Below are 14,079 nucleotides of genomic sequence, written 5' to 3' on the forward strand. Positions count from 1 at the left end.
CTTCACCAATCCGTGCTCATTTGATGTGTAAAGCTCTGTTATTTATAAAATAAACTCCAGACCTGTAGCGGAGATGAGCAGGGCTATGTAACTTTCCTTTTCAATGACTTTAGATTTTAATCCGGAGGGTAAACTCACGTTCAATCGCTTCAGTAAACTAGGCGCGTGGTACATATTCGCATTAAGTATCATTGCCACAGTTTCAATTGTAGGTCAATTCCTCATACAGGATCATCTTAAGGACCAACTAAGCGATTCAAGGGTGGTCAATCTTGCGGGCACGCAACGCTACAAAAGTCAATGGATTGTAAAGATGTCCATCTTGCTTTATTCGGATTTAGACCACAGTCATTTTCCGGATAAAATTCAGACGCTTTCGAATTTATTGGAACAATGGAAAGAAGGGCATTATGGATTGCAGAATGGAAATGCAAAACTAAATCTGCCGGGAGATAACAGCGAGACTGTGCTCAACATGTTCAAGGATCTTGAACCCTACTTCCTCAATGTGTACAATAGTGCCAATCACATCATTGCATATAAAAAAGGTAATCTGTCCGACACAGCTGATTTGCAGCAAACCTTGAAGACCTTGCTTGATAATGAGACCATCTTTCTTCAAAAAATGGATCACATCGTATTTCAGTACGATGCTGAGGCGAGAGAAAAGGTTGCAACCCTGAGCCAGCTTGAATACATTTTGTTGCTCATTTCTATTGTGGTCATTATCCTTGAAATTGTCTTTGTGTTTCGGCCTACTGCCGTTCAGGTAAATAAAACGGTCAACCAACTGATTACTTCAGAAAAAAATGCCAAGCAGCTTAGTAAAGAAATCGGCGCTTTATATGCGTCGCTAGAAAAGTCGTATGAACAAATTTCGAACATCAACTTACCGGTAGAAAATCCACGGCTTTTCGCCAAAGCTGATAAGGGCGGAAATATCGTAATGGTTACCGATCTCCTGGAAGAAGTCTGCAAAAAAGAAATCAAGGAAACGGGGATGCCACTTTCACAACTTTTTGAAGGAATGGAGAATCCGGGTGACTGGATGGATGAAGTAGTCGAAACAGTGTCAGAAGGAAATCACTGGCAAGGCGAAGTGTATTTTAAAGATGCACATACGGGTGACTGTTGGGTCGACCTTACGATTACTCCCGTTTACAATGAACAAAACGAAATTGAAGAACTACTTGTATTAGGTACCGATCTGACCATACGCAAACAAGCAGAGCGTAATATGAATAAAAAGAGCCGGGCCGAAATCGAAAAGAAAATCAATCAACAGAAATTCCGCTCCGTGTTGATTCTAGAAGGCCAGGAAGAAGAACGCAAACGTATCGCCATGGATATTCACGATGGCATCGGACAAATGCTGACATCGTTAAAATTTCAAATTGAATCGATTAACTTAAAAGAAAGTGAAAAGGCACAAACTAAAATTTCTGAGATCGATATCCTTATCAAGCAAATCATTAAAGAAGTACGGAAAGTAACCTTTAACCTGAAACCTACCGTTCTCGGCGATTATGGATTACAGGCTGCCTTGAATGTTTTTACGCAGGAAATTGGAAAACTTATCGATATTAAATTAATTTATAAAACCGAAGGTGAATTGTACCGGCTCCCACAGAAAATTGAAAACAATATTTTCAGGATTATACAGGAAGCCATTAACAATGCCATCAAATATTCAGAAGCTGAAATGATTGAAATTTTCCTACGTCAAACTGAAAATGATTTAACCATCATGGTAAAGGATGCAGGGAAAGGTTTCGATCCAAAACTTGTCGAGGCCCGGAGCATGAACATTGAATCTGGCCGCGGCTTTTTCAATATGTATGAGCGAACCGAATATGTCAATGGGCGCCTGGAAATTATTTCGGATCCTGGAAAAGGCACCACGGTTATGTTAACTGTACCGATGCGAAATGCAGTATTGGTAGATTAAATGCTATAAAAATATGGATAAGATAAGCGTAGTTTTAGCGGATGACCATGTGTTGGTACGCAAGGGAATTAAAGCTATGCTGGAATCCGATACTGAAATTAATGTAGTGGGAGAGGCAAGTAATGGTGCCGAGGCATTACAAGTGGCTAATGCATTGAAACCAAATATCATTATTCTCGACATCCGCATGCCGGAAATGACTGGCCTTGAGGCTGCAGCAAAATTAAGCGAGGTTGCTCCAACTACCAAAGCCGTAATTCTTTCCATGCACGACTCAGAAGAATATGTTCTTCAGGCATTGGACGCCGGTGCATATGGATATTTACTGAAAGACACCGACAAGAATGAATTCGTAAAGGCTCTGAAACAAATCAATGCAGGCAATAAATATTTCAGTGGTGCCGTGTCCAATGTGTTGGCCAACCGTTTGCTAAAAACTAAACCCCCCACCCGTCCTGCTGCTGTTGAAGATCCCTACAACCTGACCAGGCGGGAAAAAGAAATTTTGAGAATGGTTATCGATGGTCAGCACAACAAACAAATTTCCGAATCCTTTGGCAAAAGTGTCCGAACAATAGAAACGCATCGTTTCAACATCATGAAAAAGTTGGGTGTAAATAATGCGATTGATATGGTGAACAAGGCGGTACGAGAGAATCTTGTTTAACCTGAGGTTACCTCAACAGTTTTTAAATGTTTTGTGAGCAAGCTGTAAAATGCTGTCATATGCTTTCTTAAGTTGCCAGAAATCCTTTTTTCTAATAACAGGAGGCTTTGTGGAATGAGGCCCAAAAAATAATTCCTTATTTTAGTTTAAGTATAGGAGCATATCTTCAATAAGGCATTTTTCCGATTAACGATTCTCGCCGACCAGTATCCTCCATTCACCTACTACTCCCCTGGTCTTGCCTATTGACGGTATCCGGCAACATTCTTTATTGCGTTATTTGAAACATAAATCGAATAAACGATGGAAACGCAAAACAGCAGTAATAAAAATCTTGAACCAATCAAAGACGAAAACCGGTTTAACCGCGGACGTGCTCTGGGAGGTTTAATTGTCGTGATCGTGGGTGTGGTGCTACTTGCGAGACAAGTCGGCGTAGACTTTCCCTATTGGTTTTTTTCATGGCCTATGTTGTTGATCGCCATAGGCATTTACGTTGGTTTCCGCCATTCATTCAGGAATCCAGGCTGGATAATACCTGTGGCTATTGGAACGCTCTTCTTATTGGAGGATATTATTCCGGAACTCGAAATAAAACCGTTCATCTGGCCGATCATCATCATCAGCATTGGACTCGTAATGATCTTCCGTCCTCGCGGACGAAATCGTGGTGCTGAATACTGGAAACAACGGTACAACCACGGGCCAACCTCCGAATCACTTGCAGATAATGCATTCGAAACCGTTACTATTTTCGGTGGAGACAAAAAACAAATAATTTCTAAGGATTTTAAAGGTGGAGAGAGTGTCTGTTTTTTTGGAGGAGTTGAAATTAATTTAACGCAAGCCGACATTAATGGAAGGGCAGAGATAGAAGTTGTCCAATGTTTTGGTGGCACAAAAATTATCGTCCCGCCACACTGGAAAGTTCAGTCCGATGAATTGGTATGCGTCTTTGGTAGTCTTGAAGATAAACGTCAGGTAGCCGGCAGCGTAGTCGACCCAACCAAAATCCTGGTATTGAAAGGAACTTGCATGTTTGGTGGAATCGACCTTAGAAGTTTTTAGGTATGTATATCGTATTAATTTTCATTCAGATTTTTCTTATGAATTGGTACATCACAAAAATAGTATTCAACATCACAGCAGAGAATAACACCAACCAATTTGACGAGCAATTGCGACTGGTGAATGCTAAAAACAAAGAAGAAGCTTTTTTGAAAGCACGTGCGATTGGTCTCCGGGAGGAAGATACTTTTTACAATGACAACATGAGAGAAGTGAAATGGGAGTTTGTAAATGTATCCGAAATTATTCCGGTTCAAAAGCTGGAAGACGGTACAGAATTATATTCACGGATCCATGAAACTGATGAGGCTGCAAAGTATATTCACTTTGTTCATCAGAAAGCCATTGCCCTTCGTAAAAATTCAATGTTACTCTATTAATACATGCTAACGTCAGGAGTCCGGAATTTTTCTGTGCGATACCTTGTCCTGATCTACCTTGGATGGTGGCTCATTTGGATGATTCTTCAGACACTCGTGTTATACAATGCCGAACTCCTGCCGCTAGACGTTGCTATAAAGGATGCTGCAATCACTTCCGTCATCCTGGCACTCGCAGGTTACATCATGATCATGAGCATGCGTTACTATCGGCCCCGGCAACTTTCACAACTGACCTGGAGCATTGCACTTGCTATTGGATGTGTCTTTCTGATTCGCTGGACTGCCATTCTTTTGTTAGGAGAAGAATCAGACTACGCCATATTTTTTGAAAAGTCAATGGTACTGCGGGGTCTGTTCTCCTGGCTTATGATCAGTATCGTTACCGTTATAACCTGGGTATACTTCTATTTGCAGGAACAGCAAGAAATTGAGAACAGAAAGGTGAATACAGAGAAGCTTGCGCGCGAGGCTGAGTTATCTTCGTTAAGGCAACAACTTCAACCCCACTTTTTATTCAACAGCCTGAATTCCATTAGTGCGTTGGTCGGAACCAAGCCGGAAGAAGCCCGAAAGATGATTCAACAACTTTCTGATTTCTTGCGTGGCACAATCAAGAAAGACGATCAGCAATTAGTGTCGCTGGAAGAAGAACTTAAGCATCTGCACCTTTATCTTGAAATTGAAAAAGTAAGATTTGGTCACCGGCTAAGAACTGAAATTGAGCAACAGGATGAAACAAAAAAAATGGTGTTGCCCTCCTTATTGCTACAGCCTTTGGTGGAGAATGCTATCAAATTCGGTTTGTATGATACCATCGGCGAAATTACCATTCGGCTCCAAGCAACTGTCTTGGATAATTACCTTCATGTTCGCGTCCAAAATCCATTTGACCCTGAAACGGCACAGCCAAAACCAGGGACAGGCTTCGGGCTAAATTCCATACAACGGAGACTTTACTTGCTGTACGGACGAAACGACCTAATAAGTACACACCAGAACGTTAACATTTTTACAACAGAACTTAAAATACCTCAACCTGCATGATTAAGGTTATTCTTATCGACGATGAACCGCTTGCACAAAGCATTGTCACTGAGTATCTGCAAGGCTATCCGCAATTTGAAATTGTACAATGTTGCAATGACGGTTTCGCGGGTGTGAAAGCCATTGCGCAGCATAAGCCTGATCTGATTTTCTTAGACATCCAGATGCCAAAGATCAACGGTTTTGAAATGTTGGAATTGATTGAACAACCACCTTCGGTCATTTTTACTACTGCCTTTGATGAATACGCAATTAAAGCATTCGAGTCGCATGCTATTGATTATTTGTTAAAGCCATTTAGTAAAGAACGTTTTGATAAGGCGATCCAGAAATGGCTGCAGATGCGAAATCAAGTCCAGGTAAAACCGACTCATACCGCCTTGATAAACGAGGAAATCCGGCAGCCCGAAGAGCGAAATCGTATTGTGATAAAAGAAGGAAGCAATATCAAGATCATTCCTGTCCATGACATTCAGTACATTGAAGCATACGACGATTATGTAAAGATCTTCACACAAAAAGAGATGTTTCTTAAAAAAAAGACGATGAGTTTTTACGAACAAACTTTAAATCCTGCACAATTTGTGCGAGTTCATCGATCATATATCATTGCTCTACAACAACTCACCAAAATTGAACCGCTTGAAAAAGATACCCATATCGCCCTGTTGAAAAGCGGTGCAAAAATTCCTTTAAGCAAAAGCGGTTATCTTAAACTGAAATCAGTTTTAGGCATTTGACTCCCGTACAATTTTCTTCTTCAAACTCAAACGCGCTAGAAAAGCACTGATGATGGTTAGTATTGAACCCGCGATCATGGCAGCGCCTGGAAAATAAATTTCCGCTCCAGGTTCTGAAAAATGATAAAACAACCAAGTCATCAGTAACGGTCCAACGATGCTCGTAAGACTAATAAGGCTGGTTAACGCACCCTGCAGTTCTCCCTGTTGATTCGCAGGAACCTGGCTCGACATGATACCCTGCAGCGATGGACCCGCCATACCACCCAGACAGTATGGAATCAAAAATGCGAACATCATCCATCCTTGTGTAGCAATTCCAAAAAGCAAAAAGCCAATAGCATATAAAGTAAGTCCGACATACACGCTGCGTTCCTGTCCGAGTTTAGGAATGATAAATCTAATTAACCATCCCTGAACAATAGCTACCATCAACCCTACAAACGCGAGGGAATACCCTACCATGTCTACATCCCAGTTGTACTTCTCGATAGTATAATATGACCACGTGCTTTGCACGGCATGCCCTGCGACGTAAATCAGGATGATAGATGCCACAAGCCCCAGAATTACTTTGTAACGCAGAAAAAATCTCAACGATCCAACGGGATTGGCACGCTTCCATTCAAACTTTCTCCTGTTTTCCCGGGAAAGCGATTCCGGCAAAATAAAGTAACCATATAACCAATTGATAAAAGTTAGTATAGCGGCGGCGGTGAAAGGAGCGCGGAGACCGTAGTTGGCAATAACACCACCCAGCGCAGGTCCGATAATAAAACCCAAACCAAATGCTGCTCCGATCATTCCAAAATTCTGAGCTCTTTTTTCCGGGGTACTTACATCAGCAATATAGGCTGAGGCTGTAGTGAAACTCGCGCCCATAATCCCGGCAATCGTGCGCCCAACAAATAACCAAATGATTGTGGGAGCAAAAGCTGTTAACAGATAGTCTACACCAAAACCAAACAATGAAATTAATAATACTGGCCGGCGTCCGTATTGATCGCTAAGATTTCCTAACACAGGGGAAAAAATAAATTGCATGATAGAAAAAGATGCCACCAACCATCCGCCATATGCCGCGGCTTCAGGGATCGTGACGTGTCCCAGTTCACTGATAAGATTCGGGACCACCGGAATAATAATTCCGAACCCAATCACATCAATCAACAACGTGACGAAAATAAAACCTAACGCTGCGTTTCTGTTGGACATAAGAGCGCAAATTAAACCTTAATAGCGGATCGTTACAAATTATTGTTTTCCGAATATGTCCATTTTATTGCTTTACCCATTGCCTTCATCAACGAAAGCCTTGATAGTAAATTTTCTTTCTGTTTTGAGGGGACATTAAGTTTTATACTACAGCCTTCATCAAATTTTTGTTCAATAATTTTTAAGTCCAGCTCTTTGATCGTTCGCATTACGTCCGCTGTCAGAAGGTAATCAAAGCTTACGATGACTTCTTCCGTTACATCTTTTTCGATGATAGTGGCTTTGGCCAGTGCGTCTTCTGCAGCAGCTTTATAAGCGCCGATCAACCCTCCCACGCCCAATTTTACGCCACCAAAATACCGAACCACCACTACCAAAATGTTGGTTACTCCTTTTGATCGAATTTGCCCGAGAATGGGATCACCTGCCGAATGGTTGGGTTCTCCATCATCAAAGGCGCGGAAATGTTTTCTTTCCGGACCGAGCATCCAGGCAAAACAATGGTGCCGTGCATCAAAATATTCTTTCTTTAGCTGTTCGATCTTTTGTTTTACTTCCGCTTCCGAATTCACGGGGTAGGCGAAACCCAGAAACTTACTGCCTTTTTCCTTATAAATTCCTTCTGTCGGCTGTTGTATGGTTGTATAAGTAAAGACAGACATGAAACCCGAAACTGTTTTTTGCGTCAAAATAAAGAGAAATAAAAAAACACAGCCATGCAACCTTGATTTCTTTCGATAGTCTATTAGAAATATTAACTTAATGAGCCTAGCCTCCTTAAGAAAGGAATAACATTAATCCACCAAACGGATTCTTTTAATACAATCTTCGACACTTAGAAACTTCAACACCTCAACACTATAAACATGAAAAAGCAAGCCGTTCTTCTCTCCGTACTTATGTTGTTCGCTATAACATCACAGGCACAGACCAAAGAAACACGCAACGTCGGCACATTTACAAAAATCGCATTCCGCGTTCCTGGCAAACTATATCTGCGTCAGGGTAGTCCACAGAAAGTTGAGATCCAGGGCAAAAAAGATATCCTCGCGGAAATTGAAACCGACGTTGAGGGTAGCAGATTAGTAATTGAAAAGGAAGGGAAATGGGATTGGAATTTTGGAGATGATGATGAAATAACCGTTTACATCACCGTAAAAGATATTGAAGGATTGAGCGTTGGTGGGTCAGGTGATCTAATTGGTGAAACTAAAATCAGGGCTAGTGATATTGATCTCAATGTTAGTGGTTCGGGTAATATGAAGGTGGAAGTTGAGGCTTCCGGGGATATTGAAGGCGATGTGTCAGGCTCGGGAAATATTGACCTCCGAGGAAAATGCACTAATTTTAATAGTGATGTAAGCGGATCCGGCAAAGTGATTTTGGCTTTACAAGCTTCTGGCAGCGCTTCGTTCGGCGTTTCTGGATCTGGTAAAATTGAAGCAAGTGGTTCTGCCTCGCGTGTCAAGACTTCTATTAGCGGTTCCGGCAAAGTACTGGCTGCCAATCTTGAGACAAATAGTTGTGAAGTTCGAATCACAGGCTCAGGGGATGTTGAAATTAATGTGAAGGACGAACTGGATGCAAATATCACCGGTAGCGGAAGCGTTCGTTACAAAGGTAATCCGAGTAAGGTAAACAGTCATGCGGCAGGCAGTGGAAGTGTCCGCAAATTATAGTCTGGAAAAATTGTAGCACACAAAAGGAAAAAACATTTTTCACTTGTTAATAAGTCGTCTGATCACATAAGTGACAGGCGACTTTTTTTATGGAAATACATTTTGAAACTGCACTTCAACTTCTTATCTCATTTGTAATTGGTACTGCCATCGGACTCGAGCGCGAATATCGCAGCAAGGCAGCAGGCCTTAGAACGATGATTATGATATGCATTGGCTCGACAGTTTTTACTGAAATTTCTATTTCTATCGGAGAATCCTCCCCCGACAGGATTGCCTCAAATATCATTACCGGAATAGGTTTCCTTGGCGCAGGTGTAATTTTTAAAGACGGACTCAGCATCAATGGGATTACAACAGCAACTACCATTTGGATAGCTGCTGCGCTGGGTATGGCCGTTGGCGCAGGTGAATATTTTATCGCGTTAGCAGGATCTGTCGTCGTCTTAATTGTGTTATCATTATTTGAACATTTTCAACGAATCATTGTAAGAACTCATCAGGCAAGATCTTACAAGATTACTTTTGAAGAAGATGAAACATTTGTATCACTACTTGAAGCAGAAATAAGCAAACTAAAACTTCGCTTTCATAAGGCACGCGATATCAAAAACGAAAACGATTATACGGTGGTGTATGAAATTTTCGGAGGTGAAAAAAAACTTGAAACCTTCAATTTAATTTTGAAGGCGATGCCTCAAGTAAAGTCCTATGAATACTAGTCGTACTCCCCATTCGATCAGATATGTTGAGCGCGCGCCAAGCTATATTCAATCCGTGCATGGTAATGGCTCAACATATCGATATAGAAATCATTTATTGAATGACGAAACGGGCCAGCCGTCCACCCATTCCAGTTTTTCGATTATCAGTTTTGGTTTACCCTCCTCCTTCGCATCATATGCGTGAAATACCAGGTAATCCGTTCCATCAAAACTGTAAACTGCATTATGCCCAACGCCCGGCCAAGACGCATTGCCTAAGACTACAATACTACCCCCACCTTGATCCATTCGCATCCCAGCTTTATCCAGGTAAGGTCCTTGAAGTTTCACACTACGGCCAACCACTACTTTATAATTACTTTGTAAGCCACGGCAACAAAAATCAAACGAGACAAAGAGGTAATAATAATTTCCTTTCTTAAAAATAAATGGTGCTTCTACAGCAGCTTCGCCGGCATCATAGTCATCTGTTTTAAAATCACGGGCTCGTTTTGAAATGGTATGCCACTCCTGTGGCTCTGCGATTTCCCGCAGGTTTTCATTTAGCCTCACTAATTTCATTCCGCTCCAAAAAGATCCAAAGGTTAGCCATGGTTTCTGTTCTTCATCAAAGACAAGGTTTGGATCAATAGCATTCCACAAGTCGCGGCCTGGAACAGATTGTACGATTTTGCCATGATCAATCCATTGAAACTCAGGCGATGTTGCATCTAATGATTTGTTGGTTGCGAGGCCAATGCACGAAGTATTTTTGCCAAATGCAGAAACTGAGTAGTAGAGATAATATTGACCGTCGTGGTAGGAGATGTCAGGAGCCCAAATATGACCTTTAAACTCTGGAATTGTTTTGATCGCCCACGAAGGCGGCATGTCAAATACGGGTTTTTCCTTTTGCCAATGCTTCATATCCGGGGAGGAAAAAACAGAAATGCCCATACCCGTGCAAAACAAGTAATAAACATTTTTATCCTTTATCATGACTGGGTCATGTACACGAATATCTTGTGCCATTACCTCTACCGTTAGGAGATAAAGGAGACAGCTTATTACTAAGGGATTTCGTTTCATGACTTTATCTTGTAAAAATTTCTGAAAAGTTTGGAGCTCCCCGAAGCAGAAATCGAATCCTACGATGCCTTAATTCTCACAACAGTCATTGAATGAGCAGGCAGGGACAGCGTTGCAGCTTTCCCTTTAAGCTTCAATGGTACTTGCTGCGGACTAAGTTGTGTTGGGTTGTCTAAAGAATTTACAGCATCCAGGTTTTCACTTTTTAAAACGGACATGACGCCATCGGCAGAGACCTTCTTCTTTGTTGCAAGTTGCAGTTCAGTAGACTGTACTTTGTCTGAAGTGTTCACCACCTTGACAATCACTTCCTTCGAATTCTTATCCCAAACGGCGGAAGCGTATAAACCATTTTTACCATTTACTTTTTCGTTGCCGCTTAAAATTGAGAGTGCGTTAGTTCCCTTATTTGTAGCAAATAATTTTTGAACATAATAATTGGGCGTTCCGTATGACCGCAGGTTATCGAACCAAATCAGATCGGGTGTCCATTGCCAACCTTCGGCATGTGCGAATAATGGCGCATAAGAAGCCATGTAAACGACATCCGCATTTCTTTCCAAACCCGTCATAAACGCGGCCTCGGATAAAGCACACTTCCAATTATTTTTGTTGTCTGGGCTCACCGTGGCTACACTCTGCGCAGCATATTCACCTGCGAAAATCTTTGGCCCGTTCCGATCATAACTATCATAGCGATCAGAGTTTTCCAAAAACCATTCCGGGTTCTTGTAATAGTGTTCATCCACAATTTCTGCATTTAAGTCTTTTAGTTCTTTCGCAGCATAATCAAACAGCTCGCCATCAGGAAACGGGCCAACGCTGGAAATGATGATAATGTCTGGGTATTTTTCTTTTATCGCTTTTGTAAATACTTTATATCGTTCGATGTAGTGCGGCCCCCACTGTTCATTTCCAACACCTAAATATTTCAGATTAAAAGAAGCTTCGTGTCCCATGTCTGCACGCAGCTTACCCCATTTTGATGTAACCGGGCCGTTAGCAAACTCAATTAAGTCGAGGGCATCTTGAATATATGGATCTAGCTCATCCATAGGCACAAGTTCAGCCGTGTTGAATTGGCAAGCCATCCCACAACTTAAGATCGGTAAAGGCGCAGCACCAATATCTTCTGACAATTGAAAGTACTCGAAGAAACCCAAACCAAAACTTTGAAAATAATCTGGCGCAGGTCTATGATTGAATTCCGTATTCCAACGGTTTACAATTAATTCGCGATCTTCAATTTTTCCTACAGTTTTTTTCCACTGGTAACGTGTTGCCAAATCCCTTCCTTCTACGATGCATCCTCCGGGGAAACGAAGAAAACCAGGCTTCATATCCGCTAACAATTGAACAAGATCAGCACGAAGTCCTTTGGGTCGTTGCTTCCATGTGTCCTGCGGGAAGAGAGAAATCATGTCAATGTCTACAACGCCCTTACCTTCAAACCAAACATTAAGTTTTGCCTTTGCTTCAGTATTTGTTGCTTTTATCGTGGCCGTATATTCCTTCCAGGCATTTTCAGTGGGACTTATCGATGTTTCTCCCAATACAGTGCCTTTCTCATCTACTAGTTCAAGACGAAGTTTGACATTTCCTTCCTGACGTCGGGCAAGTAGAGAAAAATTGTACTGCATATCTTTCTTGATTCCCATGCCGCGCAAACCCTCATTCGTTAAACCATATCCTTTACCTGCATGGGTTGTAACACGGGCGAAACGCGGACCCGACGCTTCACTATCACCATGATTGATAATAGAAGTAAAGCCCGATTCTTTGTTGAGTGAGAAGCGATCAAATTTTTGTTCCTTCCATCCCATCATCGGATGGGAAAATTCGAACGAGCGATTCTTTACTAGTTCGGCATAAAGGCCACCATCAGCGGCAAAGTTGATGTCTTCAAAAAATATTCCCCACATCGTAGGTTGAATCTCTGCTATCGGTTTGTCAACCTGAATAGAGAGTTTGTTAGACTGAGCTGAAACTTTCAGACAAAGGAACAGCAGGACTAAGAAAGTAAGTAGGCGATTTTTCAACATACATTATAGGTTATAACAATGATCATTTTATTTTTTTCCCCAGACGGCGATGCCTTCGTTATTCAAGCCAGTGAATATGATACAAGTCTTTTTATTTTCCCAATCTCTTCCACGTTCGACAATTACTTTGTCGCTGGTTGAGTTGGCCCAATGGAGTTCGAGCCAAGGGGCATTGTAAGTCCATTGATGACCAGCAGCACCATTGAAAGTGCCATCGTTATTTAAAACGAGGCTTGCGGCTTCCTGAAAGTCAGGGCTTATTTGTTGATCTGCAAACCCAGGAACAATATTGTAGTTGAATTTTATGTATTCCCATGATCCTGTTAATTCATTTTTTGAAACAGGAGTTTGTTCAGTGCCGGCAAATCTTTGAGGAGAAACGACGGGCCATCCATCTTCCGTCCAGAAAATTTTTCTGACATGAAGCACCATAAAATATTTATCCACACCAGGCCGACTTTGATGACCTAAATAGTATTGACCACCGCTTTCAAATACAGATGGATGTGATGTTCCTTGCCAACCGCCATGATCCAAAAATTTGTAAGGTGCAAGGATCATTGGAATATTGTCTGCTTCTTCATTGAGATCTTTTCCGTTGAAATCAAGAAAAGGTCCTTCGGGAGAGCCCGAACGTCCAACCCGAACGTTGTATTTCGTTTCCAACCAATCGTAAGAAATGAAAAGATAGTAATTTTTCAATTCAGGATGATAAATGATTTCAGGACCTTCGATGTTTCCGTTAATGACATTGCCGGTGAAACCACGTTGAGCGATCCTTGTTCCTTTGTCGGCATCATTGGCAGCTAAACCCGTCGCTGGATTTAACTTTAATAAATAAATACCGTCCCAAGCGGAGCCATAATACATCCAGTGCTCACCGGACGGTGTTACGATGACGCTAGGATCGATGGCGTTGGTCTGAACGGTTCCATTATCCAATGATGTAACAACCAAGCCTTTTTCAGTCCATGGGCCTGAAGGACTGGTAGAGGTTGCCATTCCAATCACACTCAAGCGTGGCTTTGCAGAGGACAATGAATAATACAGTCTGAATTCACCTCCAACTTTCAGTACATAAGGTGCCCACAATGAATTGAAAGGTATACCACCATTTGCCTTAATAAAATCCGAGCCTTGTTTGGGAAGTGCATGAAAAGCAAATCCAACAAATTGCCAGTCGATTAAATCTTTGGATTTTCGAATTTGAATACCAGGAGGAACAGATATTCCATATGCCGCATCGGTACTATAACAAAAAAAATAATCTCCTTCTTTTATTATGGATGGATCATGCGTGTTGTAGGGACCCCATTTAAAACGGTTATCGAATGAACTTATTGAAGCATAGGTGTCGGAAAGATTATCAATGTTAAAGGGAGTTTGTTCGGGTGGTGTAACAGGACCAGGCAAAGTTTCATCCTTTGGGTCACTGGAACACGCCATTGTGATCGCCAGGAAAAAAAACATTCCTGAAAATATTCTTAACCGAATTAACCA

Annotated in this window: 13 protein-coding genes; 8 read left to right on the forward strand and 5 right to left on the reverse strand. The window is 41.7% G+C overall.

Annotation, left to right across the window (positions count from 1 at the left end):
• Positions 1 to 103: 103 nt before the first annotated feature.
• The 6 genes from P2W71_RS02275 to P2W71_RS02300 all read left to right on the forward strand — a co-directional run bounded on the left by P2W71_RS02275 (position 104) and on the right by P2W71_RS02300 (position 5,850).
• On the forward strand, positions 104 to 1,948 hold the full coding sequence (locus P2W71_RS02275) for an ATP-binding protein (RefSeq protein WP_276366480.1): 1,845 nt from the start codon (positions 104 to 106) through the stop codon (positions 1,946 to 1,948).
• Positions 1,949 to 1,961: 13 nt separating this feature from the next.
• Complete coding sequence (locus P2W71_RS02280) at positions 1,962 to 2,615, forward strand: response regulator transcription factor (RefSeq protein ID WP_276366482.1); 654 nt, start codon at positions 1,962 to 1,964, stop codon at positions 2,613 to 2,615.
• A 303-nt stretch (positions 2,616 to 2,918) separates the two neighbouring features.
• Complete coding sequence (locus tag P2W71_RS02285; protein ID WP_276366485.1) at positions 2,919 to 3,683, forward strand: DUF5668 domain-containing protein; 765 nt, start codon at positions 2,919 to 2,921, stop codon at positions 3,681 to 3,683.
• Positions 3,684 to 3,685: 2 nt separating this feature from the next.
• On the forward strand, positions 3,686 to 4,063 hold the full coding sequence (locus tag P2W71_RS02290) for a DUF4288 domain-containing protein (RefSeq protein ID WP_276366488.1): 378 nt from the start codon (positions 3,686 to 3,688) through the stop codon (positions 4,061 to 4,063).
• A gap of 3 nt (positions 4,064 to 4,066) precedes the next feature.
• Positions 4,067 to 5,110, forward strand: a complete 1,044-nt coding sequence (locus P2W71_RS02295; protein ID WP_276366490.1) for a histidine kinase — start codon at positions 4,067 to 4,069, stop codon at positions 5,108 to 5,110.
• Positions 5,107 to 5,850 (forward strand): response regulator, encoded by a 744-nt coding sequence (locus tag P2W71_RS02300; protein WP_276366491.1) that lies wholly within the window; start codon positions 5,107 to 5,109, stop codon positions 5,848 to 5,850. The genes P2W71_RS02295 and P2W71_RS02300 overlap by 4 nt, the downstream gene beginning before the upstream one ends.
• Here the strand turns inward: P2W71_RS02300 and P2W71_RS02305 are convergent.
• Positions 5,839 to 7,065, reverse strand: a complete 1,227-nt coding sequence (locus P2W71_RS02305; RefSeq protein ID WP_276366493.1) for a TCR/Tet family MFS transporter — start codon at positions 7,063 to 7,065, stop codon at positions 5,839 to 5,841. The two genes, P2W71_RS02300 and P2W71_RS02305, sit on opposite strands and share 12 nt — an antisense overlap.
• A 32-nt stretch (positions 7,066 to 7,097) precedes the next feature.
• A complete protein-coding gene (locus P2W71_RS02310; RefSeq protein ID WP_276366495.1) occupies positions 7,098 to 7,727 on the reverse strand; it encodes a YigZ family protein in 630 nt (209 codons plus the stop codon).
• Positions 7,728 to 7,931: 204 nt separating this feature from the next.
• On the opposite strand from P2W71_RS02310, the gene P2W71_RS02315 reads away from it, so the two are divergent.
• Positions 7,932 to 8,744, forward strand: a complete 813-nt coding sequence (locus P2W71_RS02315) for a head GIN domain-containing protein (RefSeq protein ID WP_276366497.1) — start codon at positions 7,932 to 7,934, stop codon at positions 8,742 to 8,744.
• Between the two features lie 89 nt (positions 8,745 to 8,833).
• Positions 8,834 to 9,466, forward strand: a complete 633-nt coding sequence (locus tag P2W71_RS02320; RefSeq protein ID WP_276366499.1) for an MgtC/SapB family protein — start codon at positions 8,834 to 8,836, stop codon at positions 9,464 to 9,466.
• A gap of 90 nt (positions 9,467 to 9,556) precedes the next feature.
• Here the strand turns inward: P2W71_RS02320 and P2W71_RS02325 are convergent, their stop codons facing one another.
• The 3 genes from P2W71_RS02325 to P2W71_RS02335 are packed head-to-tail and all read right to left on the reverse strand — an operon-like array spanning position 9,557 to position 14,049.
• The gene (locus P2W71_RS02325) at positions 9,557 to 10,537 is read right to left on the reverse strand and encodes an arabinan endo-1,5-alpha-L-arabinosidase (protein ID WP_276366501.1); all 981 of its coding nucleotides are present in this window, start codon (positions 10,535 to 10,537) and stop codon (positions 9,557 to 9,559) included.
• Positions 10,538 to 10,596: 59 nt separating this feature from the next.
• Positions 10,597 to 12,579, reverse strand: a complete 1,983-nt coding sequence (locus P2W71_RS02330) for an alpha-L-arabinofuranosidase C-terminal domain-containing protein (RefSeq protein WP_276366504.1) — start codon at positions 12,577 to 12,579, stop codon at positions 10,597 to 10,599.
• Between the two features lie 27 nt (positions 12,580 to 12,606).
• Positions 12,607 to 14,049 carry an arabinan endo-1,5-alpha-L-arabinosidase gene (locus P2W71_RS02335; protein WP_276366508.1) on the reverse strand — a complete coding sequence of 481 codons (1,443 nt, stop codon included), beginning with the start codon at positions 14,047 to 14,049 and terminating at the stop codon, positions 12,607 to 12,609.
• Between the last annotated feature and the right edge of the window lie 30 nt (positions 14,050 to 14,079).

It is taken from the genome of Chryseolinea sp. H1M3-3, from assembly GCF_029360725.1.
Taxonomy (GTDB): Bacteria; Bacteroidota; Bacteroidia; order Cytophagales; family Cyclobacteriaceae; genus Chryseolinea.